General features: G+C 66.5%; 23 protein-coding genes and 2 pseudogenes. 14 read left to right on the forward strand and 11 right to left on the reverse strand.

Translation table 11 applies throughout. From position 1 onward, the window contains the following. Window positions 1–205 precede the first annotated feature (205 nt). Window positions 206–451: an ABC transporter ATP-binding protein gene (locus tag B1964_RS31455; protein ID WP_288336131.1), complete on the forward strand. Its 246-nt coding sequence runs from the start codon at window positions 206–208 to the stop codon at window positions 449–451. Between the two features lie 355 nt (window positions 452–806). Here B1964_RS31455 and B1964_RS19875 read toward each other — a convergent pair whose 3' ends face one another. Together B1964_RS19875 and B1964_RS19880 are read right to left on the reverse strand one after the other, a co-directional pair. Further along, a complete protein-coding gene (locus B1964_RS19875; RefSeq protein ID WP_079930997.1) occupies window positions 807–1,202 on the reverse strand; it encodes a VTT domain-containing protein in 396 nt (131 codons plus the stop codon). A gap of 117 nt (window positions 1,203–1,319) precedes the next feature. Next, window positions 1,320–2,156 (reverse strand): undecaprenyl-diphosphate phosphatase, encoded by an 837-nt coding sequence (locus B1964_RS19880; protein ID WP_079930998.1) that lies wholly within the window; start codon window positions 2,154–2,156, stop codon window positions 1,320–1,322. A 220-nt stretch (window positions 2,157–2,376) separates the two neighbouring features. Here B1964_RS19880 and B1964_RS19885 point away from each other — a divergent pair, with 220 nt between their 5' ends. Next, entirely contained in the window at window positions 2,377–2,823 is a 447-nt protein-coding gene (locus B1964_RS19885; protein WP_079930999.1) for a DUF1707 domain-containing protein, read from the forward strand. Window positions 2,824–3,684: 861 nt separating this feature from the next. Here the strand turns inward: B1964_RS19885 and B1964_RS31460 are convergent. Together B1964_RS31460 and B1964_RS19895 are read right to left on the reverse strand one after the other, a co-directional pair. Further along, window positions 3,685–3,816, reverse strand: a complete 132-nt coding sequence (locus tag B1964_RS31460) for a hypothetical protein (protein ID WP_290440720.1) — start codon at window positions 3,814–3,816, stop codon at window positions 3,685–3,687. 42 nt (window positions 3,817–3,858) lie between these two features. Continuing rightward, window positions 3,859–5,100, reverse strand: a complete 1,242-nt coding sequence (locus B1964_RS19895) for a sodium/glutamate symporter (RefSeq protein ID WP_253194082.1) — start codon at window positions 5,098–5,100, stop codon at window positions 3,859–3,861. Window positions 5,101–5,412: 312 nt separating this feature from the next. On the opposite strand from B1964_RS19895, the gene B1964_RS19900 reads away from it, so the two are divergent. Next, entirely contained in the window at window positions 5,413–6,384 is a 972-nt protein-coding gene (locus B1964_RS19900; RefSeq protein WP_079931001.1) for an alpha/beta hydrolase, read from the forward strand. Window positions 6,385–6,432: 48 nt separating this feature from the next. On the opposite strand, the gene B1964_RS19905 is transcribed toward B1964_RS19900, so the two are convergent. From B1964_RS19905 to B1964_RS31145, 3 genes and pseudogenes are all read right to left on the reverse strand, one after another. Then, entirely contained in the window at window positions 6,433–7,410 is a 978-nt protein-coding gene (locus B1964_RS19905) for a helix-turn-helix domain-containing protein (RefSeq protein ID WP_079931002.1), read from the reverse strand. Beyond that, window positions 7,403–7,693, reverse strand: a complete 291-nt coding sequence (locus tag B1964_RS31140) for a hypothetical protein (protein WP_253194087.1) — start codon at window positions 7,691–7,693, stop codon at window positions 7,403–7,405. Before B1964_RS31140 ends, B1964_RS19905 begins: the two co-directional genes overlap by 8 nt. Window positions 7,694–7,841: 148 nt before the next feature. Next, window positions 7,842–8,267, reverse strand: a pseudogene (locus B1964_RS31145) (dienelactone hydrolase family protein); the annotation flags it as partial. An 86-nt stretch (window positions 8,268–8,353) separates the two neighbouring features. On the opposite strand from B1964_RS31145, the gene B1964_RS19915 reads away from it, so the two are divergent. From B1964_RS19915 to B1964_RS19925, 3 genes are all read left to right on the forward strand, one after another. After that, on the forward strand, window positions 8,354–9,079 hold the full coding sequence (locus tag B1964_RS19915; RefSeq protein ID WP_253194083.1) for a hypothetical protein: 726 nt from the start codon (window positions 8,354–8,356) through the stop codon (window positions 9,077–9,079). A 21-nt stretch (window positions 9,080–9,100) separates the two neighbouring features. Further along, the gene (locus B1964_RS19920; protein ID WP_079931004.1) at window positions 9,101–9,442 is read left to right on the forward strand and encodes a DUF1801 domain-containing protein; all 342 of its coding nucleotides are present in this window, start codon (window positions 9,101–9,103) and stop codon (window positions 9,440–9,442) included. Window positions 9,443–9,513: 71 nt separating this feature from the next. Further along, window positions 9,514–10,815 (forward strand): cation:proton antiporter, encoded by a 1,302-nt coding sequence (locus B1964_RS19925; protein ID WP_253194084.1) that lies wholly within the window; start codon window positions 9,514–9,516, stop codon window positions 10,813–10,815. Between the two features lie 94 nt (window positions 10,816–10,909). Here B1964_RS19925 and B1964_RS19930 read toward each other — a convergent pair whose 3' ends face one another. Then, window positions 10,910–11,608: a phosphatase PAP2 family protein gene (locus tag B1964_RS19930; RefSeq protein ID WP_253194085.1), complete on the reverse strand. Its 699-nt coding sequence runs from the start codon at window positions 11,606–11,608 to the stop codon at window positions 10,910–10,912. Between the two features lie 169 nt (window positions 11,609–11,777). After that, complete coding sequence (locus B1964_RS19935) at window positions 11,778–12,923, reverse strand: MFS transporter (RefSeq protein WP_079931012.1); 1,146 nt, start codon at window positions 12,921–12,923, stop codon at window positions 11,778–11,780. A 158-nt stretch (window positions 12,924–13,081) separates the two neighbouring features. Between B1964_RS19935 and B1964_RS19940 the strand changes: the two genes are divergently transcribed. Beyond that, complete coding sequence (locus tag B1964_RS19940) at window positions 13,082–14,173, forward strand: alpha/beta hydrolase family protein (protein WP_079931006.1); 1,092 nt, start codon at window positions 13,082–13,084, stop codon at window positions 14,171–14,173. A gap of 138 nt (window positions 14,174–14,311) precedes the next feature. Further along, window positions 14,312–18,673 (forward strand): AMP-binding protein, encoded by a 4,362-nt coding sequence (locus tag B1964_RS19945; RefSeq protein WP_079931007.1) that lies wholly within the window; start codon window positions 14,312–14,314, stop codon window positions 18,671–18,673. 14 nt (window positions 18,674–18,687) lie between these two features. Here B1964_RS19945 and B1964_RS19950 read toward each other — a convergent pair whose 3' ends face one another. Then, window positions 18,688–18,924: a CDGSH iron-sulfur domain-containing protein gene (locus tag B1964_RS19950; protein ID WP_006367941.1), complete on the reverse strand. Its 237-nt coding sequence runs from the start codon at window positions 18,922–18,924 to the stop codon at window positions 18,688–18,690. 62 nt (window positions 18,925–18,986) lie between these two features. On the opposite strand from B1964_RS19950, the gene B1964_RS19955 reads away from it, so the two are divergent. Together B1964_RS19955 and B1964_RS19960 are read left to right on the forward strand one after the other, a co-directional pair. Then, window positions 18,987–19,976 carry an iron-containing redox enzyme family protein gene (locus B1964_RS19955; protein ID WP_079931008.1) on the forward strand — a complete coding sequence of 330 codons (990 nt, stop codon included), beginning with the start codon at window positions 18,987–18,989 and terminating at the stop codon, window positions 19,974–19,976. 93 nt (window positions 19,977–20,069) lie between these two features. Continuing rightward, window positions 20,070–20,741 carry a response regulator transcription factor gene (locus tag B1964_RS19960; protein WP_020169890.1) on the forward strand — a complete coding sequence of 224 codons (672 nt, stop codon included), beginning with the start codon at window positions 20,070–20,072 and terminating at the stop codon, window positions 20,739–20,741. Here the strand turns inward: B1964_RS19960 and B1964_RS19965 are convergent. Next, complete coding sequence (locus B1964_RS19965) at window positions 20,691–22,172, reverse strand: HAMP domain-containing sensor histidine kinase (protein WP_253194086.1); 1,482 nt, start codon at window positions 22,170–22,172, stop codon at window positions 20,691–20,693. The two genes, B1964_RS19960 and B1964_RS19965, sit on opposite strands and share 51 nt — an antisense overlap. Before the next feature lie 154 nt (window positions 22,173–22,326). Between B1964_RS19965 and B1964_RS19970 the strand changes: the two genes are divergently transcribed. The 4 genes and pseudogenes from B1964_RS19970 to B1964_RS19985 form a co-directional block, all read left to right on the forward strand. Further along, entirely contained in the window at window positions 22,327–23,991 is a 1,665-nt protein-coding gene (locus tag B1964_RS19970; protein WP_172398907.1) for a thiamine pyrophosphate-binding protein, read from the forward strand. Next, window positions 23,988–24,653, forward strand: coding sequence for a hypothetical protein (locus tag B1964_RS19975; protein WP_006367946.1), 666 nt, complete (start codon window positions 23,988–23,990; stop codon window positions 24,651–24,653). The genes B1964_RS19970 and B1964_RS19975 overlap by 4 nt, the downstream gene beginning before the upstream one ends. After that, on the forward strand, window positions 24,650–25,696 hold the full coding sequence (locus B1964_RS19980) for a 3-oxoacyl-[acyl-carrier-protein] synthase III C-terminal domain-containing protein (protein WP_079931010.1): 1,047 nt from the start codon (window positions 24,650–24,652) through the stop codon (window positions 25,694–25,696). The genes B1964_RS19975 and B1964_RS19980 overlap by 4 nt, the downstream gene beginning before the upstream one ends. After that, window positions 25,693–26,055 (forward strand): annotated as a pseudogene (locus tag B1964_RS19985) (aminotransferase); the annotation flags it as partial. The gene B1964_RS19980 and the pseudogene B1964_RS19985, both read left to right, overlap by 4 nt.

Consider the following 26,055-nt stretch of genomic DNA (forward strand, 5'->3'; position numbering starts at 1 on the left):
AGCCCCTGCCGTATCTGGTCACTCGCGAGATCTTGCCGAACATTCGCGATACCACCCGCACCCAGCTCGGGCTGCGCTTCGTCGAGGCGATGTATCTGGTCAGTACTGCTGCTTTTCTCCAGCTCCCGGCGTCCCTGGGAGAGTCGAACTGGGCCTTGAACGCCACCCGCACGAACTGTCCGGCGGGCAACGGCAACGCGTCGCCATCGCGCGCGCTCTGGCAGCGCGATCCAGGGTACTGATCTGCGACGAGATCACCTCGGCCCTCGACACCGAAACCGCCCACGACGTCATGGACCTCATCGCCGAGGTGGCCGCGCAGCGTCGCATGGCTGTGGTCGTGATCAGTCATGACATCGACCTTCTCGAGCGTTACGCGACAACCGGATTTCTCATCGAGCAGGGCCGCATCACCGCTCACGGACCGATTCGAACGCGCCTCGGCATGTGACGGGCCGGCGAGCGCAAACAGTGTCCCTGCTTGGGCGAGACGTTGCGGTTGCGGCCGCCTCAGTGCCCGCACCGCCACATCCGACCGAACTGCGGCGCACCATCGATCATTCGTGACGGCGCGTCGTGTGCAGCCTTGATCGCGCGGTTCTTGTGTCAAGACGGAACGCCTTTGGCGAAATCCGCTGCGCGGCGACGAACCCTCAACACCCAATTGCCCAGCGCATACACGGCAGCGGCGCCCAGCAGCCCTCCCGAGACCGTCAGCATGGCAGATGCGCCGAGCGTGGTTCCGGCAAAGTAACCGAACGTGGACACTCCGGCAACCCAGACCACGCCGCCCACGACATTGCAGATCAGGTATGTCGCAACGGCATCGAGTACATGCCCGACACCAGCGGCACCAAAGAACGCAGAACTCCCACCCAACGTCCACCCACTACCGCTACGACGCCACGGCTCTTCGTCAGTCGTTCTGCTCTGCGCCAACGCGCTTCGCCAACGCGTCGGCCCATCGCGCTGGTGCGAATACGCGAACTGAGCGTGCGACCGAAGGCATATCCGAGGCAGTCACCGGCTATCGCGGCCACCAGCCCCACGCCCATGACACCGATCAATGTCGCGTGACCGGCGCCGGCGAGCGCAGCACCGGCGAGCAGCACCGTCTCGCCGGGTAGGACGAGACCGAGCAGCATGGCCGACTCACCGAAAACCAGCAGCCCGACGAGGCAATAGACGTACACAGCGGGCATGGTTGCGAGGGGCGGCGAACTGGTGAGACATACGACAAGCCTGCCCGGTCAACGTTGTGGGGCCGCTGAGAGTGCCTTGGCGTCACCTGCACACCGACTGTCAGGTGACTGCGCCGCTCAGGTGGCGGCCAGCACCCCGGTTGAGAGCAGGCCTATGAGTATGGCCCCCAGAAGGATTCGATATCCAACGAAGTAGGTGATGGGGTGGTGGCTCACGAAGCGGAGCAGCCAAGCGATCGTTGCGTAGGCCACAATCGCACTGACCAGTGTCGCGATCACAGTCGCCGTCCATCCGACTCCACCGGAGATGTCCGTCGCGGTGGTGGCAGCTTCGTAGCCGCCTGCAGCCGTGAGCGCGGGGATCGACAAGAAGAACGAGAGTCTGGTCGCTGCAACCCGATCAAGACCCAGAAACAGTCCTGCCGAGATGGTTGCCCCGGACCGAGACACCCCGGGGACCAGGGCGATGCACTGCACGGCACCGACAATGACCCCGTCACGGATCGTGATCCCCCGATCGCCGCGACGCTGTGTTGCCCATCGCTCGGCGGCGTACATCACCGCACTCCAGGCAATCAACGCGCCCGCAACCACCCAGAGACTCCGCAACGGACCCGCAACGACGTCCTTGGCGAGGAAGCCGATGACACCGATCGGCATCGAACCGACGATCACCGCCCACGCCAAGCGGTACTCCGGCTCGCGCCGAGCGCTTTCCGAAGTCAACCCTCGGCCCCACGTCGAGATCAACCTCACGATGTCGTGCCGGAAGTAGATGACCACGGCTGCGATAGCACCCACCTGAATGATGGCGGTGAAGGCGGTCACCGACGCGTCGTCGATCGTCAGTCCCATCAGTTCCTCGACAATCGTCAGGTGGCCGGTGCTCGACACCGGTAGGAACTCCGTGAGCCCCTCCACCACACCGAGTATCACTGCCTGGACGATGTTCAATGTGCGTCTCCTATCGGCGGGTGGCGGTAGCCAGGTCTCCGACATCAGATCAGACAGTTGCTGTGTCAACGCTGAGTCATCGCATCCTGAAAGCGCTCTCAGCCGTTGACAGCGAGGACTCAGTCGCCCGGTCGCATCATCGTGGTGAATCGCGATCCGCGACACTGCACCGACGAGCGGTCGGACCAGCGACTCATCGCCAGTCCACGAAAGGTCTTTCATGTCTGACACACCATCTACGGAAGCCGTCCAGAGCATCCGACTCAGGGCCTCATCACGCGACCGCGAAGACGCCGCCACCGTCCTGAGAGCCGCCATGGCAGACGGAATGCTCACCGTCACCGAGTTCGACGACCGCTCCTCGTCGGTGTACTCCGCAACCTACCGAGACGAAGTCGCCGATCTGACCGCCGACGTCGATCATGTCCAACACCTCGCGCGCACAAAACCGACCACTTCTTCCGAAGGCCGTATTCGCCACAGCCGCTCGCAGATCTCTGCATTACTGCTCGTATCGACCGGCTACCTGCTGCAGCACCGCCGCGTCGCGGTCGTCATCGGGTCCCTGTGCCTGCTGTTGCTGATGGGCGTGTCGGCCCTGACCGGGGGATGGATCCTCGACGGGCACGAGCACCACGCTGGAGACCTGCACCATGGTGACGAGTGACCACGCCAACGAAAACGGAGTCCTCCACCCTCTCGTGACGCATCTTTGCCGCTGCGCGAATATGCTTCCAGGGAAACATGATCCATCGTCGGATACCTGGAATACCGTACGCAGCCTTCCACGCACCCATGTGCTCGGCGACGCCCCCTGGGTCGCCCGGCAGTGCCACTCAGCTGCCGATCGCACCTCTGTGTCGACCGGTCCGACGGATTCTGATCTAGCCTGGACCTTCTGATGGCATTCGTGGCCTCGGCAGCTCCTCAGCAATCGATGTAGGTACTGCTACGTCTCTCATTCGTCGGTGCTACCCTCAGACGACCGACGAGAAGAAAAACGAGGAACGCGTCGAGGGCTTTGCTGCGAAAGTGCGTCGAGGCCTGTCTAGCAACGTCGTTCGCCCCATAATAGACCGCGCTGAGGCGGATAATGCGCGATTCGGTGTGGGTAACTACACCGATGACGCCGTGTCCGGGGCACAGCTGACCGTGCCCATCTCAAAGTCGACTTCGTCGAATATACATCGCTACCGACTGTCACCGCGCTGCCCCGAGACCGAAGTGAATGCACCCGTTGGACAGGACCAGTGGCGGGCCCAGCTGGTCACGAAGCGTGCACGACTCGACCCCAGCCGGGTAGCTCTCCGTCGCCGGTGAACTGGAATACCGGAAGCCGATGCGCGGTGCCAACCTTGACCGACGGGAGCGTGCGGTGTGACAGCTGCTGACGCACCCACCCCGGAGTAACACCCAGTCTGCCTGCAGCGTCCACCCCGCGCGGCGATGAGTGCGTTTGTGTGCCGACTTCGCCGTCGTGTGTCCTGCAGGACACACATTCCCCGAGTCGGCACACATTCGTGGCGATTCAGCCACCGACCCCGGACTTACGCCTGCGCATCCCCCACACCCCGATCACTGCGACGGCGACGACGCTGACCGCGGTGAACCACGGCAACCCGATCGCCACGATCAGCGGCACCGACAGCGCGGTGATCAAGCCGCCGCCGAGGAATGGCTCGTACGGTAGTTGTTTGTAGCCCTAGGCGTTCGCGGTCGAGGTCTCGCGTCGGGGATCGACCATGTCGGCGAGGACGAAGCCGGTCGCCACATTGCCCTGCGACTGCCCGAAGTCGGCGATGGCGTGCTCGAACCAATCCGCACCGTGGAATCGACGCCCCAGCCAGATCAGGCAGACCACACTCCACCCGACACCGACGACGGTGAACACGACGATCGCCGGGACGTTGGAGCCGATGGTCGCCAGCGACATCGTGCCGATCGCACACACCAGCAAGACGTCGAGGGCGATCGACGAGATCCCCTCGACCGCACGCTTGTCGACGCGATGGGCCTGCCCGGTTCTCGCTACCACCCATTGCACGATGAACCCGCCGATGACGGCCACCGGGAACAACGGCATCTTGTCGAGAATGTCGGAACCGAGTGCGGAGACGATGGCCCGCACTCCCCACAGGATGCCGACCGACACCAGAATCGTCACGCCGATCAGGGCGAAGGCGAGGGTGGTGGGGTGCAGACCGGTCTCGTTGGCGGGCTTGGCATCTGCCGGGACCACGTGGATGTCGTCGACGTCGTAGTTCTCATCGGACCGGAGGGGCTCGTTGCGGCGCAGCGGGATTCGGGGATGGCGGACCGCCCAGCGCACCAGCATCGATCCGACGACCACGCCGGTCACCATGCTGATCGTCGCCAGGCCGAGCCCGATGTCGACGAGTTCGGGAGCGCCTTCATCGCTGAAGACCTGACCCATGCCCGCGATGGTGCCGTGACCGCCGGCAAACGACATCTCCAACAGGGAACCGGCTTCGGCGGGTAGTCCGAAGAAGGGAGTGAGGACCAGGAGCACCGCGAGACCCCCGAGAGCGAACTGTCCGAACGACAGGAACGCACCGAACAATGCGTGCGGTGCCGCGGCGTCCCACAGGGCCCGCGGGCTGGGCAGCGTCTTGCCGAGCATGATGGCCGCGAAGACCACGTTGATCATCAGTCCGGGGATCACCCGCCAGACCTCGATGACGTCCGAGGGGAACAACCCGTGGCTGTCGATGAACCGGCCGAGCACCTGGGGTCCGAGGATCAACACCAGGAATCCCGACACCACGCTCGCCGGGATGAACAAGGTGTGCAGGAATCCGGCCTTCATGCGCACGATCCACCCGACGACGAGTACCGCGCCGAGGATGGCCAGCGACAGTCCGACGGTCTGGGCGTCACTGAGTTGTGCGAGCACTACCGCCCCCCCCGATTCGGCTGCATGCATCGCCCCATCGTAGGCACCGACGTCGGTGGCGGACGTGTCGGGATCGCCTACGGAGGCCACGACGAAGCGAAACCGACGAAGGTGTTGACACCGCTTACTTCGGGTTCTACCGTGAGCCGGGAGGCGTCCACAACAGGAAACGAACCTCCCGAGATCCGACCCGGCCTTCCGGGCGGCAACTCAGCGCGGGAAATACATTCTCCACCATCGATTCTCGTGCCGCGGTTCTGACACAACCACCCGCATCGAAAACCTCAACTGCCAGATGCGACTGCAATCGACTCACGCTTCCAGAGGAAAGAGGCTCACCCCATGCCCGAGATTCCCGCTCCCCTGCCCCCCTATCTCGAACCCGCGGCGCAAGAGCTGTGCGCCGCCACCGATCCCCACCCGCGCATCTACGAGGTACCACCCGATCAGGGACGTCAGATCCTGCTCGACCTGCAGAGCGACGAGAGCGTCCCCCGACCCGAGGTCGACGAGGAGTGGGTGGATGTCAACGCCGGCGAATGGGGCACCGTCAGAACCCGGATCATCCGGCCGAAGGGCGCGAGTGGCCAGCTGCCGGTCGTGTTCTACATTCACGGCGCCGGTTGGGTTTTCGGGGACGACAGAACCCATGACCGACTGTTCCGGGAACTGGCCGTCGGCGCCGGCGCGGCCGGGGTCTTCCCGGTCTATGACCGCGCACCCGAACACAAGTACCCCACGCAAATCGAGCAGAACTACGCCGTTGGCCAATGGGTACTCGAACACGGTTCGGAGCATGGACTCGACCCCAGCCGCATCGCGGTGACCGGCGAGTCCGTCGGCGGTTGTATGTCGGCGGTGTTCGCACTGATGAACAAGGAGCGCGGTGGCATCGATCTCAAGGCACAGGTGCTGCTCTACCCCGTGGCCAACGCCGACTTCAACACCCCGTCCTACCTCCAATTCGCCGAGGGCTACTACCTCACGCGCGACGGAATGAAGTGGTTCTGGGATGCCTACACCACCGATCCGGCACAACGGGCAGAGGCCCACGCGTCACCGCTGCAAGCGAGTGTCGAAGAACTGCAAGGACTCCCGACAACACTGGTCATCACCGACGAAGCCGACGTGCTGCGTGACGAAGGCGAACAGTACGCGAACAAACTCCGTGAGGCGGGAGTGGACGTCACCAGCGTGCGGGTCGCCGGCATGGTCCACGACTTCCTGCTCCTCGACAGCCTGCGAGATACCAAGGCCGCCAACGTGGCCCGCACACTCGCGATCGATGCACTGCGGAGTGCGTTGCAGGGCTGACTCTCAAAGATCGGCGGCACCGGCCACCGTGTACGAGGTGCTGGATCCCTACGCACGTCCGAACTGACCCCGATACTCCCTCGGCCGCATACCGGTGTGCCTTGTGAACAGGTCCGAGAACGCGCCGCCATCCTGGTAGCCGACGGCACGGCGGACGTCGCCGAGGGTGCGGTCGGTGGACGCCAGAAGGTGCTGCGCACGCCGGATGCGGGCCCGCTGTAGATAGGTCAGCGGCGACTCCCCGGTTTCGCGTTTGTAGGTCCGGAGCAGAGTTCTGGTACTCACCGACATCTGCGCCGCAAGGTCTTTGAGGCTGTACGGCTCGGTGAGGTGATGCTCGAGGTGGCGTTGCACCCGCGCAGCGAACGACGACCCGGCGGGCGGCAGCAGCGCGGTGTCGACGTAGGGCGTCTGGCTGCTACGGGCGTCGTCGAGCAGCGCGATCCGCGCGGTGCGACGCGCCACGTCGTCGCCGTGGCGGCTCTCGATGAGGTCGACGACGAAGTCGTACATGGCACTGAATGCGGCGGTCGTGGTGACCCCCTCGTCGGTGACGACGAGCTTCTCGTCGTCGACCACCGCGCACGGAAAGGCTTGTCGCAGAGCATCGGCGAACAACCACGCGGTGGTGACCGTGCGGCCGTCGAGTACCCCGGCCGCCCCGAGCAGAAAGGCGCCGACGCAGACCGAGACGACGGGCCGGCCATCGCAAACGTGCCGGCCGATCACCTCGATCTCCGGCGCCAGATCTGCGAGTCTGTCCGAAACATTCTCCCCGGGGACGAATTCGAAACCAGGGATCACCAATACGTCGATGTCGTCGCCGGCCGCGGACACCTGCAGCGGGATGTCACCGGAGGCGACGACGCGCCTGCGCGGCGAGACGATCGAGGTCACCAGCGACGGCTCCTGATGGTGCGCCCGGGCGACGTGGCCACCCATGGTGAGCACGTCGGTGATACCGAAGATCTCCGAGGCGAAGCACCCCGGGTATGCGAGGATGCCGACACGCGTCAGGTCAGCCATGTTCCTCCGCAACGGTTTCGGAGCCTCCGAGCAGGGCCACGGTCAGGTAGTCCACGATCTCGTCTCGCGCCCGGATGGTCGGATGACCGGCCTCGTCGACGAGATGGGCGGTCACCACGCTGTGCGGCGTGCCGACGACGTCGGCGAAGAACGGCGGCGGACTCGGATTCGCCGACGACCCCGGCAGCACGCGCCCATCGAACCGGTCGCCGAGCAGCTCGGCATAGGCGGCGAATCGTGCTGCGGTACACCACCGATCGGTGTCGAACCGATAGCCGATCACCCGCAGGTCGTCGGCGTCGAGCCGGCGGCGCAGGGGCGTGGCCGTCGGCTTCGGACAGTTCGAGACCGCCCGGGTCGTCGAGCGGCAGTGACGGGTGATTGACGACGGCAGCGACGACCGAGTCGTCGAGCATCATCGTGAGGGCGAAGTTGCCGGTGAAACACAACCCGACAGCGCCCACACCCGGCCCACCGCATTCGGCATGCGCCACGCGCGCCAGCGCGCGCAGCGTCGTCGCGATCGGACTCGTACCGCCACCGGCGAAGGCATGGAACTCCTGGCTCACGCACGCCCGCTTCATGATCGCCGTGCCCGTCTCGGCCTGCGGGTGGGCTCCGTCCACCCCGAACAGCGACGGCAGGTAGACGGTCAGTCCCGCATCGCGTATCCACCGACCGAATCGCAGCACATCGGGGCTGATGCCCGGCATCTCCGGCAACAACACCACCGCGGGGCCTCTGCCCGAGGTCCACACCGTCAGTTCGTCGCCGGCGAGATCGAGGTGGCGAGCAGTGAAATCGGTCATCGGATCATCAGTCGCGGACGTCGGGGTCATGCCTTCATGCTCGGTCATTGCCAGGTCACGCCGACAGTGGCGGGATCGTCATCCTTCCGGGTGATCTCGCCACCATACATCGGACGTCGTGGACAATGGGGTTCATGCCCGACGACCTCCACTTCTATTTCGACCCGGTGTGCCCGTTCGCCTGGATGACCAGCAACTGGGTGCGTCAAGTGCAAGCGCAACGGAACTATTCGGTCGACTGGCGGTTCATCTCTCTACGGCAACTCAACGCGCACATCGACTATGCGGCTCACTTCCCGCCGGAGTACGAGGCCGGGCACACAGCGGGGCTGCGCCTGCTCCGCGTGTGCGCGAGTGTCCGACGCGAGCACGGGCGCGAGCTGATGAACCCGCTGTATCAGGCGTTCGGCAGGCGGGTCTTCGACGAACACACCGGCACCTACCTCGTCGACGGTCGTGATGTCCGGGGCACCGATGAGTTCCTCCGGCCCGTCCTGACCGAACTCGGGCTTCCCGCACACCATGTCGAGGCCCTCGACGACACCTCGCTCGACGCCGAGATCCACGCCGAGACCGACGAGGCCCTCGCACTGACCGGCCGCGACGTCGGCACCCCGATCATCCATGTCGAACCGCCCACGGGTGTCGCCGTTTTCGGGCCGGTCATCAGCCGCCTACCCGACGACGCCGACGCCCTCGAGTTGTGGGATCACGTGGTCGGCCTGGCGCGATTCCCGGGCTTCGCCGAACTCAAGCGCAGCCTCCGAGAAAAGCCACAGCTCAAGAGTTTCGGTGTCGACGTCGACGCCGTCGGCGAACAAGAAGACTGGCACGGCGGGTCTCGGCGGACCAAGCATTGACGGCCTGGTTACTGTTTGCCCATGACGACCGACTGGCGAGCAGCCCGCGCCGACGAGGTGCGCACCCTGATCCTGCAGGCCGACCCCGACATCACCGAAGAGATCAAGTGGCGCAAGCCGTCCAATCCCGATGGTGTACCCACATTCTCGCTCGACGGACTGGTCTGCACCCTGGAGACCTATAAGGACAAGATCAAGGTCACCTTTGCGCAGGGGGCTTCACTGCCCGACCCGGGACAGGTCTTCAACGCAAGCCTGACCGCCGGCACCCGACGGGCCGTCGACCTCAAGGAGAACGATCAACTCGATGCCGATGCGTTTGTCGAGCTGATCCGCGCGGCGGTGGCGTTCAACCGGAAGTAGATCGTCCCCACCCGTGTTCATCAGACCTTCCCATGCAGGGTAGCCTTAGCTAATCTGAGGGAAGGGTGGTCATGATCGAGGCCGCAGCGACCCCGGTGCCGTTCATCGGTGCCGGCGCATTGATGACGATGCTGCTCGCGCTCACCGTGCTGCTGGCCTCGGCAATTGCGTTGGGCTGGCTCGCCCGGCGAATCGGCCTGCCCGCGGTGGTCGGCGAGATCCTCGCCGGCGTCATTCTGGGTCCGTCCATCCTCGGGCAGGCGTGGCCATGGCTGCAGCACACCCTCTTTCCGACCGATGCCGCCCGGTTGAACCTGATCGACGCCATCGGTCAACTCGGAGTCATCCTGCTCGTCGGATTGGCCGGCGCCGAACTCGACCTCGCATTCGTGCGGCGCCGCACCAGCGTGGTGACCTCGGTCGGGGTGTCCGCGTTCGTCGTTCCACTCGGCGCGGGCATCGGGGCCGGATTCCTCATCCCCGCGAGCATGCGCGCCGACGACGTCTCCCCCACGGTGCTGGCGTTGCTGCTCGGGACCGCACTGTCGGTCAGCGCCATCCCGGTGATCGCGAAGATCCTCACCGAGATGGGGTTGTTGCACCGCAACATCGGCCAGTTGATCCTCGCCGTCGGCAGCACCAACGACGCCGTCGCCTGGGTCCTGCTGTCGGTGACGTCATCGATGGCGACCGTCGGGTTGCGCAGCGGCAACGTCGCGGCCGCACTCATCGCAACCGTCGGCGCGATCGGGGTTGCGGTGTTCGTCCTCAAACCACTCATCCGGCCGCTGCTCGACAAGCTCGAGAACACCGAGGCCGCAACGGGATACCTCGTCCCGGTCTGCGCCACCCTCATCATCGCCTGCGCCGCCGTCACCCAAGCACTGAACCTCGAGGCGATCCTGGGTGCCTTCCTCGCCGGCGTGGTGATCGGTCCGCGCCGACCCGCCCTCATCGAGCCGCTGCGTCTGGTCACGATGACGGTGCTCGCGCCGATCTTCCTGGCGACCGCAGGTCTGCGGGTGGACCTGCGCCTGCTGGGCGACCCAACGGTCGCTCTCACCGCGGCGGTACTGCTGGTACTCGCCGTCACGTCCAAATTCGCCGGCGCCTACATCGGCGCGCGCCTGGCGCGGCAAACCCGTTGGGAATCGGTGGCATTGGGATCGGGACTGAACACCCGAGGTGCCGTGGAGATCGTCATCGCGATGACCGGATTGCGCATCGGGGTGTTCTCGGCCAGCGTCTACACGGTGATCGTGCTGATCGCCATCGTCACGTCCGTGATGGCACCGCCGATGCTCAAGTATGCGATGTCCCGGATCACCAGCACCGAAGAAGAGCACGTCCGTGAGGCGCTGCGGAGTGCGTGAGTGCCGAGTGAGTCTCGTGGAGTCGTTCGCAGTGCGTAAAACGGGCCGATATGCCGATGTCGTTCGGGGGGTAGGCGGACAGGATGCGGCAATCTCAGCAAGTCGACGCGTGTTCTGCCACCTGCGTGCCCTCACCGGCGTCCACCATCGGCTGTAGCCGCACAGGCAGATGCGGGCGCATCCAATCGATGACCGGGTCAACCACCATCGGCGCCGCGAGGACCGACGCCAGGGCGACACCGACCGAGGCCAGGACATCGGTGAGCCAATGCGCACCCAGATAGAGTCGTGACGCAGCGACGGCAGCGGTCACAAGCGTGGCCGCAGCGATTGCCGCATTCCGCGCGCCACCGGCCGCCGCAGCCGCAAAGACCAACGCGCAAATGCCCGTGACGTGGCCCGACGGAAACGACATCGCCAGCTCGGGCGCCCCCACCTGATAAATCGCCGGCGGCCGCAGCCGATCCACGCCGAGCTTCAGCGCCTCGGCCACCACACCGGCGAGCATCACCGCCCCGAGAATGCGAGCTCCACGCTCCAGGCGCCGGTCTCGGCGGATCAGACCGAAGGCACCGATCACCGTGGCGATCGCCACCCAGATCGGTGCGAATACGGTGCTCAACGCCGACGCCGAGCGCGTCGCCCATGACGTCCGGTGATCGAATACCCATCGCAGTGTCGAGCTGTCGACGCCGGCGGCAGGATAATGCTGCACGATGATCCCCGATACCCCCAGGCCCACTACCAGGACCATCAGGCCCAGAGCCACCATCATCCGCACGCGACCACTCATGCCGCCATCGTGCCCGGCGATCGCTGAGGAATCGCTGAAAGGCGATCGACAACCTCCCGTCCGACAACCCCACGTCGTGGCCGGCCGCATCCGAAAGTTGTTGCGCAGCAAGCCACCGGGATCACGTGACCGGTGGGCGGCGCCGACTGCGGCTCGTCGGCAGACAACACTACAGTCGCAGAACGCCGTCGACGATGACGGCGACGGCAGCGATCGATGCCAATCCGGCCGGTCCGAACGACCAATGGGCTGATGCCACCAGGGCTCCCACCGCAACGCCGACCTGCGCAGCCGCGCCGAGTTGTGCCGCACGGCCCATCGACAATGCCCCGGCTGTATCCATGCTTCGTGAATTCATCAGCGGGAAGACCACGCCGACGCCGAGACCAAGCGGAATGGTTGCGAGCAAGAGCCATTGAGTCGAACCGAGGACGCCGGCCCACCAGGTGATCGCCGCCCCGCCGATGGCCAGTGCCGTCGCCCCGATGGCGGGCACTGCGCCGCCGGCACGATCAGACGATCTCGCCACCATCAAGGTGCCGATCGCGGCGGCGGCGTTGAGCGGCAGCAAGCCCACACCCGTCATGGCCGCAGACCATCCCCGATCGGCCTGCAGCGTGAAACTCGCGGTGATCACCGCAGCCGTGAGCAGCGCGTTGGTCGCCACCACAGCTCCCATCGCCGCCGTCGTTGTCGGATCGATACCCTCCCACGGCACCACATTGCCGACACCGCCCGGTTGTGCGGACCTGGCGCGGGCATGAAGCTTCCACCACAGAGCACTAACGGCCGCGGCGGCACCGATCCCCCAGAAACACCAGCGCCACGACACATCCGCGATCGGTCCCACCACGAGCAGGGCTGCCAGAGCCCCCGAGCCCGACAACAGAGAGAACCCGGCGAAGGCGCGCATGCGGCGAGGGTCGGCGCGGGTTGCCGTGTGCAGCGCGGCCAGCACCCCGGTGGTCACCATCGCGGCCGAGAACCCCTGCGCTGCACGAGTCACGACGAGTTGCGCGGTCGTCACCGCACATCCGCCGACCACCGCACTCACGGCGAAGGACACCACGGTCGGCGCGAGTGTCCGCACCGGGGCCACCCGGCGGAGCAGGAGTCCGGCCACCGGAAGTCCGCACACGAACGCGCAGGCGAACGGTGTGATGAGAACATGACGGGCCGAGGACCCCAGGGAGAGATCGCGTGCGATCACCGGAGCCACCAGCCCCACCGTGGTCTCGTCGACGACGATCACGAATTGGACACAGGCCAGGATCGAGACGGCGACGAGCAGGTCTGCCCTCCAGCGCCGCGCCATCGCTTCTCCCACCGAGTTGGGTCCGGTCGACACCGTCGACCGACACGTGTGCTTACTATGGCAGAACTCGCGGCAGCCGGACTCCGTCCACCAGCCGGTTGACCGGTCCACCTCGGTCGCCTCCTCCGGCTCAGTCGCCGACCGTAATGGAGCCCGTAATGTCTTACGCTGCCCTCAAATCCGCCCTCATGGCCACGGCCGTCGTCATGATCTGCGCTCTGGGCGCCTGCGCATTGACGGCCGCCGCAGGCGGTGCGACGGCCGACACGCTCACCGGTGTGCGGTATGCGCGGGCCACGGCAGGCCAACCGTTCCGCGAAACGGCCACGTCACCGAGAAACTCTGTGGTGTCGGTGTGGTCGGGGTCCATGGCCACCCAGATTCCGCTACTGGTGCAGTCCCCAGCCGACGGAGACCCCGCGGCACCAGTGCTCTACCTGCTCAACGGTTCGACCGGGGGCGAGCAAGGCGACGACTGGACGCATGCCACCGACGCGAACGCCTTCTTCGCGGGCAAGAACGTCTGGACGGTGACGCCGATAGGCGGGGCGGCGAGCTACTACGCCGACTGGCGACACGTCGATGGCGCCGCGAATTTTCGATTCGGTGTGACAAGTAGTCGCCCGCTGAGGTGGGAGACCTTCCTGACCTCCGAGCTGCCGAGGATATTCGAAACCAGACACGGAGGTCGGACCGGAGCCGCCCGCGCCCGTGCGATCGCGGGCATCTCTATGTCGGGCACCGCGGTCATTCGACTCGCCGAGAATCACCCCGGACTGTATCGGGCGGTCGGTTCGTATTCGGGCTGCGCCGACACCGCGTCGCCGGCCGGCAACGCGATCGCACGTTCCGTCGCCCTCCTGCCCGGAGGCGCCGATGCGTCCAACATGTACGGACCCCCTGGGGACCCGGAATGGGCCGCGCAGGACCCAGTGATCAACGCCTACAAGCTGGCCCGAGGCACGCCTGCGCTGTGGATCAGCGCCGCATCGGGACTGCCCGGACCCCATGACACACCGAACGACCGCCGGATCGCGGGCAACCTCGGCGCCTTGGCCGACCAGATAGCGATCGGCGGAATCGACGAGGCCGCCTCACGCGCATGCACCGCAACACTTGTCCGCCGACTCGGTGAACTCAAGATCGCCGCGCACGTCCGTTTTCCCGGCACGGGCACGCATTCCTGGGGCTACTGGCAGGATCAACTGCACCAATCCTGGCCCGTGTTCGCTCGCGCACTGGGCATCTGACCACTCGGACCCGCCCCCGTCCTGCATTTTCAGGTCTCTTTCAACTCACCGGCCGTAGCCTGTCGACGACGCAGTGCGAATACTGGGAGGGCATCTGTACGAATCAGCGAAAGCGGCTCGCGAAAGTGCATGCGGGCAATGACCGTCACCCGGCGGGCTCTGTGGCTCGCACAATTGTTGCGACCGCACACCTCTCACGTCATCGCATTCGGCATCGACCTCGACGGACCGCTCGACCTACCCCGTTTGCGCTCTTCGGTCGACTCCGTTCTCGCCCACATCGGCTGGGCCGGCGTCCACATCCCGGCGCATCTGTCACCCGCCGATCCGTCGTGCATCGATCCCCTGCGGCAGGCCGAAACACCTGTGCCGTCGATGGTGGTCGAGGATCTCCGGGATCACTCGCACCCCGATGACGAGAGCCGCAGACAAGCCGAGCACTTCATTGATTGCGCCGATGCCCGTGACCTCAGCTCGCCGTTGTGGGCCAGTCGGCTACACATCCTGGCATCCGATCGGCACCGCTGGATCCTTCGTGTGCACCACGTCCTGACCGATGGCGCCGGTGCACAACGCCTCATGCGCCACATCGGCGAGGTGTACGCCGGATCTGCGCAACCGGGCGACCTTTCGGTACCGACGACCGACGAGCTCATGGCAATCGATCACCGGTACCGCAACTCGCCACGTTTCACCGCCGATGCCATGTATTTCGAGAAGGCCCTCGAGCACCACAGTCCCAGTCTGCTGTGCGCCACTCCCACCGAACCCACCTCCGACGTGGTTCGGGTCACGCGTCGGCTCGGCGTCGCACGGTCGCCGGAGACACCGGAGATCCTGGCCGCCTTCGCGTGTCTGTGCGCCCGGTTGCTCGACACACCCGACGTCGGCTTCTCGTTGCCGGTGGCCGCCCGCACCACCTTCGTGCGGCGACGCGCTCTGGCGCCGTTGTCGACCGTTGTGCCACTGACTCTGCCGGGGATCGGCGACTGCGCCGCAACCGACGCCCGCAACCGCATGACCACCACAGTCGTCCGGACACTGCGTCACCAATTGCACCACCGCGAGGACATCCTGCGACACCGCGAGGACCTCACCGACTTCGGCGCAGTGGCGAACATCCTGCCGGCTTTCGAACCACCGGCGGGGACGGGGCTCTCCTGGACGGTGGAGGTGATGCGGACCGGCCCGGTCAGTGACGTGGCGATGACGCTTCATCCCGACGCCACCGACGGCTTGCGGGCGCTCACCTGGGAGGCGCCCGCGGCGGCGTTCGACACCACGCGACTATCTGCACTGGCCGCTCGCTTCGACGGGTTTCTCGGCTCATTCCTCCACGAACTCGACACCCAGACGCCGATGGCACCGGAGGCGATCTTCATCGGCGACGAATGGGCCAGGTTTCGCCATCGATCGGGGCCACCCGCGCCGAAATTCACGCCCACCGCAGCTCTTCTCGACGAGGTGTGCCGGTCCGATCCGAACGCGCCGGCACTGATCGAACCACAGCACGACGCCGACCCGAGGGTCCTGAGCTGGTCGGACCTGTGTGCCGCGGCCGACCGCGGAGCGCAACTTCTCCTCGATGCCGGCGTCGCACCGGGCGATCGGGTTGCGGTGTGTCTCGAGCGTTCGGCGTCTTCGGTGATCGCATTCTGGTCGGTGATCCGCGCCGGCGCCGTGTGGGTGCCGGTGGGCGATGCGTTCTCCCCCGACGCCAGAACCAACGACATCATCACGCGCGCAGGGGTATCGGCGATCATCGGCGCTCCCGGCGTCATCGGTGACGGGTCGAGGTCGCCCGCCGCAGACCTCCGATGGCTCGACCTCTCCGTCGCCGAGACGGCTGACGTCACCGAATCGATCTGTCCCGAAAGACTTCCCGGCCTCGACCGCGGACCCGACGACCGTGCCTACATTTTGTTCACCTCGGGTTCGACCGGGATACCCAAGGGCGTGGACATGCCACACCGCGGTCTCCCGGCGCTGGTTGCCGAGATCAGGAATTCGTATGCGCTGAAGCGTGACTCGCGGATGCTTCACGCCTCGGCACCCACTTTCGACACCGGACTGGTCGAAGTGTTGTCCGCGGCGGCGACCGGCGCGGCCCTCGTCGTCGCCCCGACGGGGATTCGGGGCGGGGACGCGATGACGCGATTGATTCGCCGGTACCACCTCACCCACATCATCGTCACCCCATCGGTACTCGACACGCTGGACCCGGCGATCGCCGATCAACTCGACCAGGTGGTTCTCGGCGGCGAGCCGGTACCAGCGCATCTCGTCGACCGGTGGGGCACTCTGGTGCCCCTGCGAAACGCCTATGGACCCACCGAAACCCGCTGCAGCATCAACTTTTCCGCGAAACTGCGTGGGCACGCAGCGGTGACGGTCGGCCCGCCGATGACCGGGGTGACCGAGGCCGTCCTCGATCGACTCGGACGCCCTCAGCCGCCGGGGGCATGGGGAATCCTGCATTGTTCCGGGCCGCAGGTGGCCGACGGCTATCTCGACGCACCCGACCTCACCGCGACCGTGTTTCGGCCGAGCACCATCTCCGACGACGACGTCATGTACTGCACAGGAGATATCGCCAGTTGGACCGCCGACGGCGAGATTCGTCTCCGGGGTCGGCGCGATGGTCAGGTGAAGCTTCGCGGGTTGCGCATCGAACTCGGCGAGATCGACGCGGTGCTCGGCAGGCATGACACTGTTGCACGGTGTGCCACGCAACTGCGAACACTGGCGTCCGGGCGGCCCGCATTGGTCACCTATGTCGTTGCCGCCGAGGGAACCTTGGTCGACCCCGCCGAGCTACGACGCGCGGTCGGCGCAGTGTTGCCGACGTACATGGTGCCCTCGATGTTCGTCGACATTGACGAGTTGCCGCACACCGCCAACGACAAACTCGACATCGCGGCGTTGGCGGCCATTCCGCTACCCACTCGTCGAGGCAGATCGGCACTCGATGCCAGGGAGGCCGCTCTGATCTCCGCGGTCTCCGAAGCACTCGGTGTCGAGTCGGCGGATCCCGATGCCGCCTTCCTCGATCAGGGCGGCGATTCGCTCGCCGTGATGACCGCGGCGGCGCTGCTGAGAATGGCCGGGCATCCCGAGATCACCGCCAATGATCTACTCCTCGCCGACACGCTCGCCCAGGTGGCCACCCGCATGAGCGATCCCTCGGCGTCCCTCGCAGCCGACACCCGACCTCGCCTCTCCGAGCGATGCGCGGGTGACCGCCCGACCCGGCCCAACTCCGATGCCGACTCCGTGATCGCGTTGACCGCTGCCCAGCGCAGCGTCGTTCGCGATCCGGATGACCCGTGCGCTCAGTTGATCCGATTCGCGTGGGTCGTCCCCCAGGGGACGTCACTGCGGTCCGAGGCCGACGTATCGCGACTGATCACCGAACTCACCTCCGCACACCCCGCATTGCGCTCGACCCACCCCGACACAGCGACAGGGCCGGTTCGACACGTGCACCGCTCGTGGCCCACGACCAGGGTGTTACGAGTGGCCGCCGTCGACGGCGTGGACCGCGACGGTTTACAGCGCATCGTGGAGGACACCACCGCCCGACTCGACGTACGATCGCAGGCTCCGATCGCGGTGACCGCGGCGACCGATCCGGCCGGGCGGATCGTCGCCTTGGTTACCGTCCTCCATCACATCGCCGTCGATGGCAGGTCGCTGCTCCTACTCGCCGGTGATGCGGCTCGGCGGGTGTTCGGCGTCCCGGGCGACTTCGCGCAGAGTACCCCTTCGACGATTCGACCAGCGCAGCCGACAACGACTTTCACCAACGCGAACGCTCTCGACGACGAGCAGGAGCGCTTCTGGTGTGATCTGCTGACCGGCGCCGAAGGGTCTGTCTGGACGCTGGGTGGCATCACACCCACCGATGTGGCCGTGGCAGCCGCGACCCGGTTCTCGGCGACCATCCCGGCGGCAGTGACCGCTGCGTTCACCCGTCGCGCAGCGCAGGATTCGGTCACCGCCTTCGAGGCCTTCCATGCGGCGGTCGCCACGGCACTCGCCGAGGTGACCGGCGATCACCGAACGCTGAGCGCCACCCCGGTATCGCGACGCACCCTCGACGATGCCGATGTGGTCGACGATTTTGTCGTGACGGCCATCATTCCACTCACCACCGACAGATCTCCGCACCGCGTCGCCGCAGAGACCCGGCGGTGTCGCGATGCGGCCGTGATCCCGATGGAAGAGGTGCTCTCCCTCGTCGGGCGCCCGGTCGACCCGGATCGTCTCTTTCCTGTCCCCGTTCTGATCGGTTGGGACCTCTCGCCACCACATCTCGACGGCATCGGAAGGATCCATGTGTTCCCACCCAAGAACACCCGGTGGCTACTCCAGGTCGACGGTACGATAATGCCGTCAGGTGACCTGCGTGTTCTGGTGACGGGCGCCGCCGACACACTCGGAACTGAGCGCCTCGAACGCATCCTGGCGGCCACCGTGGAGGCGGTGAGCGCGTCGTGACCGGCAGCACCGGCTCATTCGCCGCGGATCGGCGATCGGCCGATCGCGTGACTGCCGTCGCAGTACGGTTGGATTCCCGAACGGCCACAACGACACAACGCCACGGTCGCGCGCCGTCGTGGAATCGGATTACCTTCGGTATCAACGATCTCCACGTCGCCGCGCACCACCAGCGGTCCGGCCGGGGTGACCGTGATACTGGCCGGGTTGCGGCGATCGACGGGATGAGAACCGGACTCCGGGGTGGTCATTCATCCATTGTGCGCGACGGAGGCAGCTGATGTCAGGCCCGGCACCGGCCTCGGGTTGTCCGATGCTCGAACCTGTTGGCGCACTGGGTGAGACCGTCGCCGCGATGCTCCGCCGGGACCCACCCGCTCGGCGCTCGAGGATGCGCTCCATCGACACAGCTCTCGACGACCTGCCCACGGGCACAGACCTGCTGGCCGACCCCGACGCGCAGCGCACCTGGTTCGTACTTGCCGAGCTCGACGGGCGCGGCGTCGTCGGTGTGTCCGACAGGTGGAATGAGCATCCTGATGTGGCCGCCGTGCGTCACCGCCTCGGCGACGCGCTGGAGTGGGCGATCCGTGAGCGCGTTGGTCCGGTGATGCATTGCAGTGCAGACGATCTCGCGTCGAGGATCAGGCAGGACCTGTCCGAGCTGGACGCACCCCCGCTGTCGGCGCATCTGCGCAGCCACGGAACCGTCGAACAGTACCGGGACTTCTTGAGGCACCGATCGCTCTATCACCTGCGCGAAGCCGACCCGCACACCACCGCCATCCCCCGCCTGACCGGACAGGCCAAAGCCGGTTTGGTGGAGATCCAGAACGACGAGTACGGCGGCGGGCGGATCGAGCGCATGCACTCCACGCTCTTCGCCCGGTCGATGGCGGCGCTGGGACTCGACACCGATCACGCGGCGTACCTCAACGCCGTCCCCGCGGTCACGCTGGCCTGGATCAACTCCCTGACGTTGTTCGCCTCGCGGCGTCGGCTCAGGGGTGCCATCGTCGGGCACCTCCTCGCCTTGGAGTGCACCTCGTCGTTGCCCAACAAGCGCTACGCCGAGGGTTTGCGCCGTCTGGGACTCGGTTCGGCGGCGACCGACTTCTTCGATGAGCACGTCGAGGCCGACGCAGTACACGAACAGATAGCACTCCACGACATGGCAATTCCGTTTTTGCGCAGTGAGCCCGCGCAATCGGTGGAGGTGCTCACCGGTTTCCGCGCGGCAATCCTCTTCGACGCCGACGTCGGCCGCCACCTGCTCCGGTCGTGGAGTGTCGCAGGCGCCTGAGCGGGCCGCGGTTTCGCGCGCACCGGTCCCGTCTGCGGTCGATAGTAGAGTCGGATGGGTCGGGGGTCGCGGGAACACACAAGTGGAGGCTGCGTGCGCGTGCTGGTCGTCGACGACGACGCGAATGTGGCCGAAACCGTCCGCCGCGTACTCACCACCGCCGGGTGGAACGTCACGGTCAGCGGCGACGGTGTGGACGCCCTGGCCCAGGCGAGCGCCGAGGAGTTCGATGCGATCGTGCTCGACATCATCCTGCCCGGCCTCAACGGGTTCGAGGTGGTTCGCGAGTTGCGGCGACGTGAGGTCTGGACACCGGTGGTGATGCTCTCGGCCAAAGACGGCGAATACGACCAGGCCGAGGCGCTCGACTACGGGGCCGACGACTACCTGGTGAAGCCGTTCTCGGTGGTTGTCCTCAAGGCCCGGCTGCGTGCAGTGGTGCGCCGTGGCGGCCGGGAACGCCCGGCGGTACTCACCGCCGGAACATTGAGCCTCGATCCGGCTCAGCGGGTGGTGACGCGCTCCGGACAGGTCATCACGCTGACACCCCGGGAATACTCGGTACTCGAACACCTGATGCGCCGCAAGGGCACCGTCGTGTCCAAACACTCCATCCTGCAATCGGTCTGGGATGAGAACTACACCGGAGACGAGAACATCATCGAGGTGTACATCGGCTACCTCCGCCGGCGCATCGACCAGCCGTTCGGGGTGTCATCCATCGAGACCGTGCGCGGAGCCGGCTATCGGCTGCGGGAGGACTGAGCGCCGACCTCGGCCCTCCAGCGGCCCGTCGTCCGCCGACAACGGTAGTCGCACAACGAAGTCGACACCGCCACCGGTTCCCTCGGCCACCGCGACGCTGCCGCCGTGGGCACGGACGATCTCCCGCACGATGGCCAGGCCGAGCCCGGCACCGGATCCCTGACGCCGGTCGGCGTCAACTCGGGCGAACCTGTCGAAGATGCGCTCGCGCTGCGCTTCCGGGATACCCGGACCGTCATCGCCGACGGTGATCACCGCGTCGTCTCCGTCGGCGCGCAACGACAACGACACCCGGGAGCGGGCGTACCGGGCGGCGTTGTCGGTGAGGTTGCGGACGGCGCGCGCGATCATCTCCCGGTCACCGACCACTCGAACAGGCGCCAGATGCGGTTCCACCACTACGGTGTTCGACGATTTGAGCCGAGCGATCTCGGCGCCGACGATGTCGTCGAGGTCGACCTCGATCCGCTGCAGCGGCAGCCCACGTTCGTCGGCTCGGGCCAACAGCAACAGGTCGTCGACGATGTGTTGCATTCGTCGTGCCTCGGGAAGCAGCACGGCCCGAACCGTTTCCGTGTCGATCGCGGTGTGGGAATCGTCGGCGAGGTCGAGGAGTCCGACGACGGTGGTCAGTGGGCTGCGCAGTTCGTGGGAGGCATCACCGACGAAGCGCAGTTGTGCGTCGTGGCTGGACTCCAGTCGGCGCAGCATCCCGTTCATCGTCACTGCCAGCGCTCGGATCTCGTCGTGCGCTTCGGGTACCGGTACGCGTTGCCCGAGACGGCTCGCACTGATCTCATTGACCCGCCGGGAGATTCGTGACACCGGCCGCAGGGACCGGCCGACGAGGAGGTAGACCGCCCCGGCGCCGAGGATCACGACCATCGGCAGTTCGACGGCCATGATCGAGGCCATCGTCCATTCACTGCTGCGAATGCCGCTCGCGCGGTCGAGCGCGATGACCGAATAGCGTTGTCCGGCATACCTGGCCGTCACCGCGGTCGCGCAGTACTCGCCATGGAATCCGGGGATGTAGACGTCGTCGGCGTAGACCGGCGAGTCGTCGGCCGGTACGGTGCCCGCCCCGGCCGACTGGTATCCGGCGAGTGTCACCGCGCCGGTCGGCGCCCCCGGTGAGGCCACCACGACCGCGCCCTGCTCGTCGAGCACCTGCATCACATCCACACCGGCGCCGGGGGCGAGATCGTCGGAGTCAACGGCGGCGGGTCCCCCGTGGGTGATGGCGGTGGCGATCTGGTAGGCCTGCCGGGCGGTGGATCGATACATCGCGTCGGTGTTCGCGCGGTGCAACATGTACAGCGTCACCGCGCCGCCGATCCCGAGAGCGACGGCCACCACGATCGCCGCGATCACCGTCGACTGCACTCGCACACCCCATCGGGCGATGGGCGACGACAAAGTTCTCTTCACTGCTCGGTCCGTCCCGCGTCCGGCGGTCACGAGTCGGCTGGTAAGAGCATCGGTCCGCGTGGAACGCTGGTCGCACAGTCTATTCGATGCCCCCGGCGCCGACCAGTGTCGGCTTTCAGCGGCCCTTCAGGTGATCCGGCGAAGAGTGCAGAGCATGGTTGCCGCAGGTACCGTCGCCGAGTGCATCCTCGAGGCCGCACGTGAGCACGGAATCAGCGCGGTGTTCGGGGTCCACGGCGCCAACATCGAGGACGTGTACGCCACCGGAGCGGTGATCGGCATGCCGATGGTGGTTGCCAAACACGAGTTCGCGGCGGGCGCGATGGCCGACGGGGTGGCGCGGATGACCGGGCGGCCGGGCATGGTCGTGACCACATCCGGCGGGGGCGCGCTGAATGTGGTTGCCGCGCTGGCGGAATCCTACGACAGCCGGGTTCCGGTACTCGCGGTGATCGGTGCACCCCCGACACCACTGACCGGGCGCGGTGCCTTCCAGGACATGCTCGATCCCCCCGACACCATCGATCTCACCGCCGTCCTCGGCGGCATCACCGGATACTGTGTGGTGGTGCGCTTGGCGGCCGACCTCGGGTCTGCACTCGCCCAGTCGTTCGCCGCGCTGCGCCGCGGCCTGCCCGCCGCCCTGATCGTGCCGAAAGACGTTCAGACGCAGCCGTATGACGGGGCGGCCGGCGCCACCGGGACAGCTGCCGATTCGGCGAAGCAGGCGTCTGCTTCCCTCGACACCCTGGCCACGTTCCTCGCCGAGCGCGTCACCGCAGGCGCACACACGTGTGTGTGGGTCGGCGACGAGGTGTCGCGCTCCCATGCGGGCGAGACCGTCAGCGCGATCGCGACGATGCTCGGTGCCACGATCGTCGCCGCTCCCGGTGGCGCCGATGCCGTCACCGACCTCACCACGCACGCCGGGGTCACCGGGGTGATGGGCCATCCGTCGGCACGGCGGGCCCTCGCCGACGCCGACGTGTGCCTGGCGCTCGGCACTCGGATGACGGTCACCGATCGTGGTGGCCTCGACGACCTGCTCGACGGTATCGAGCTGTATCACGTTGGCGAACAGCCTCCTCGGTATCCCAGCAAGACCGTCGCGGTCACCTCGATCGCCACGGCGCTCATCCATCTCGCGGAGTCCGCGTCCCTGCGTCGGCTCCCGCCGCGTCGCCCGCCGCGTGCGGTTGTCGAATACCTGACGACACCGCCGGCCCCCGATCCGCATCTGCCGGGCCTACCGGCACTCATGACGGCGATCGACGCACACCTACCCCACGATGCGCACGTCTTCGCCGACGCAGGCAACGCCGGAGCCGCTGCGTTACACCATCTGACGCCGCGCCGCTCCGGCCGCTTCACCGTCGCCCTCGGCATGGGCGGCATGGGATACGCGATCGCGGCGGGGATCGGGGCCGCCATCGACGATCCGTCCCGGCGAAGCGTGGTGATCGCCGGCGACGGTGCGTTCTTCATGCACGGCATGGAGTTTCACACCGCCGTGGAGCACGACGCCCCGGTCACCCTGATCGTCCTCAACAACAACGCCCACGGCATGTGTGTGACGCGGGAGAATCTGTACTTTCCGGAGACGTTCGGTGTCAACCGATTTCGCACGTCGGATATCGCCGGCGCCGTGTCGGCGCTGTATACCGGCGTGACGGTCCGCCATCCCCACGATGCGGCCGGCACGAGCGCCGCCTGCGCGGCGCTCTTCGCCGAGCGCGGACCCAATTGTCTTGTCGTCGAATGCCACAGCGATGAGGTTCCACCGTTCGCTCCCTTCCTGCCCCGAGAGGACTCCGCATGACCAGTCAGCCCGCCCCGCTCGCCGACCTCGGGGACCGCATCGCCGACATCGACGGGCTCATCCGCGTCGAGAGCCACCCCCGCACGGTGGCGACCCCGATCATCGTCGACATGCTGCGCTCGGTGTACCCGCACGACAAGATCTTCGGGCAGTTCTGCCCGATCCAGGGGTACGTGGACGCACCGCCCCGCGAGCTGTTCTCCTGGCTCTCCGACACCCGCTCGCTGGAGGAATGGACCTACAGTCTGCGCGGATTCACCGAAACCGACGAGCCCGGCCTGTGGGTCGCCCAGGACCGGCTCGGCGACAACACCGACATCTACACCCGCACCATCTCCGACCCGAATGCGATGACCGTCGACTACCACTGTGCATGGGATCAGGGCGAACACCTGTGGATGATCTACCTGATGCGGGTCGTCGATGCGCAGGTGGTGTTGAATCGTCCGGGTTCGGTGGTGCTGTGGAACAACTGCCGGCATCCCTTCTACGACGAGAATCCCTACCCCGACACCGCGCCGCCCGATCGCCCGGTATGGGTCGGCGATTTCTGGGAGATGTTCTCTGCCGGACACCAACTCGAGCTCGACAATCTCACGGCGATCGCCGAGTTCCGCCACCACAACAACCTGCCCCTCACCCCGGAATGGATGACGTCATGACCGCCTCGACCAGACTTGATCCGACCCGCTCACCGGTGGTCCTGCGTGATCTCGCAGCCTATCTCCCCGACAACCGGGTCCCGGCCGACTATTTCGCCCGGTACGCCGCCGACGACGACCTTGCGGGCAACGTGATGTTCGCGGCACCCGCTTTTCGCCATCACGCCGCCGACGGTGAGACGTCGGCGGACATGATGGTCTCGGCGGCAGGCGTTCTCACCGATCGCCACGGGTCCGAGTACCTCGATGAGGTGAGCATCGTGCTCACCCACAGTCAGCTGCCCGAGGTCCCGGTGCGGGGGTGTGGTGGCGAGTTGGCGCATCGGCTGGGATTGCGGCCCCGGACCGTCCTCGACGTCCACAACGCGGGGTGTGCGGCGTTCATGCACATGATCGACATCGCCGGTTCGTTGCTTCGCGCCGACGGTGGTGGAGCGGCGTTGATCGCGCTCGCACAGAACAGTGCGGCACAGATCTTCACCCAGGAGCAGGTGCGGGGCAAAGCCCAGGCCGCCATCCCCGGCGATGGTTCGGCCGCAGCACTGTTGACCCTCGGTGACGACGGGTCGCCGATTCTCGGGTCGGCCGCCCACTCCTTCGGTGAGTACTCGGCGGACATGGCGTCGGTGTCGTCTCCTTCTCGCAAATACTGGGAGGCCGGACCCGGACAAATCCACATCGGCTTCACCGAGTCGCGCATCACCAAGGTGCTCGCGCGCGGCAACCGCATGGTCCCCGAGGTGGCGATCGAGGTGGCCGATGCGATCGGTATCGCTCCGTCGGCGCTGGATTGGTTCATCACCAATCAGCCCAATCGAATCTTCTTGCGCAACTGGCGCGAAGCGCTCGAACTCCCCGCCGAGCGTCACCCCGACACCTTCGACGAGTGCGGCAACCTGTTCGCCGTCGGTGTTCCCACCACACTCGACACCGCGATCGACGACGGACGTGTCCGACCCGGCGACGTGGTGATGATGTCGGCGTTCGCCCACGCCGGCGACTTCGCTGCGGCGACCGCCATCCGCTGGGCCGGCAGACGATGACCCGTCACCTGCGCCCGGCTCCCGACCCACCCCTTCAAATCTCATCGCAGAAATATGCTGCACCGCAACGAGTCCGGCTCGATCTCAACGAATCCGCATATGGGCCGCTGCCGAGCCTGGCGCGCGCCCTGACCGATGCGGTGCCCTCGCTCAACCGCTATCCCGAGTTCCTGCCGCACCGCACGCGCCGCACCATCGCCGGACATCTCGGCGTCGACGACGACGCGGTGACAGTGGGACCGGGTGCCACCGGCGTGCTCGCCGCCGCGCTGCACTGCGCCGTGAGCCATGGTGCTCGACGCGGCGTATCGTCACCCGAATTGCTGACGCCGATACCCACGTTCGGTGGCTACCCGATA

Origin of the sequence: Gordonia sp. i37 (genome assembly GCF_002043085.1) — a bacterium.
GTDB lineage: Bacteria > Actinomycetota > Actinomycetes > Mycobacteriales > Mycobacteriaceae > Gordonia > Gordonia polyisoprenivorans.

What these genes read in the sequence shown, in the direction of transcription:
- B1964_RS19875 (WP_079930997.1), bottom strand. Translation starts at nt 1,202, where the DNA reads ATGCCCGCTGTGTACGTCTATTGCCTCGTCGGGCTGCTGGTTTTCGGT.
- B1964_RS19885 (WP_079930999.1), top strand. Translation starts at nt 2,377, where the DNA reads ATGTCTGACACACCATCTACGGAAGCCGTCCAGAGCATCCGACTCAGG.
- B1964_RS19895 (WP_253194082.1), bottom strand. Translation starts at nt 5,100, where the DNA reads ATGCATGCAGCCGAATCGGGGGGGGCGGTAGTGCTCGCACAACTCAGT.
- B1964_RS19900 (WP_079931001.1), top strand. Translation starts at nt 5,413, where the DNA reads ATGCCCGAGATTCCCGCTCCCCTGCCCCCCTATCTCGAACCCGCGGCG.
- B1964_RS19905 (WP_079931002.1), bottom strand. Translation starts at nt 7,410, where the DNA reads ATGGCTGACCTGACGCGTGTCGGCATCCTCGCATACCCGGGGTGCTTC.
- B1964_RS19915 (WP_253194083.1), top strand. Translation starts at nt 8,354, where the DNA reads ATGCCCGACGACCTCCACTTCTATTTCGACCCGGTGTGCCCGTTCGCC.
- B1964_RS19920 (WP_079931004.1), top strand. Translation starts at nt 9,101, where the DNA reads ATGACGACCGACTGGCGAGCAGCCCGCGCCGACGAGGTGCGCACCCTG.
- B1964_RS19925 (WP_253194084.1), top strand. Translation starts at nt 9,514, where the DNA reads ATGATCGAGGCCGCAGCGACCCCGGTGCCGTTCATCGGTGCCGGCGCA.
- B1964_RS19930 (WP_253194085.1), bottom strand. Translation starts at nt 11,608, where the DNA reads ATGAGTGGTCGCGTGCGGATGATGGTGGCTCTGGGCCTGATGGTCCTG.
- B1964_RS19935 (WP_079931012.1), bottom strand. Translation starts at nt 12,923, where the DNA reads ATGGCGCGGCGCTGGAGGGCAGACCTGCTCGTCGCCGTCTCGATCCTG.
- B1964_RS19940 (WP_079931006.1), top strand. Translation starts at nt 13,082, where the DNA reads ATGTCTTACGCTGCCCTCAAATCCGCCCTCATGGCCACGGCCGTCGTC.
- B1964_RS19945 (WP_079931007.1), top strand. Translation starts at nt 14,312, where the DNA reads ATGACCGTCACCCGGCGGGCTCTGTGGCTCGCACAATTGTTGCGACCG.
- B1964_RS19950 (WP_006367941.1), bottom strand. Translation starts at nt 18,924, where the DNA reads ATGACCACCCCGGAGTCCGGTTCTCATCCCGTCGATCGCCGCAACCCG.
- B1964_RS19955 (WP_079931008.1), top strand. Translation starts at nt 18,987, where the DNA reads ATGCTCGAACCTGTTGGCGCACTGGGTGAGACCGTCGCCGCGATGCTC.
- B1964_RS19970 (WP_172398907.1), top strand. Translation starts at nt 22,327, where the DNA reads ATGGTTGCCGCAGGTACCGTCGCCGAGTGCATCCTCGAGGCCGCACGT.
- B1964_RS19975 (WP_006367946.1), top strand. Translation starts at nt 23,988, where the DNA reads ATGACCAGTCAGCCCGCCCCGCTCGCCGACCTCGGGGACCGCATCGCC.
- B1964_RS19980 (WP_079931010.1), top strand. Translation starts at nt 24,650, where the DNA reads ATGACCGCCTCGACCAGACTTGATCCGACCCGCTCACCGGTGGTCCTG.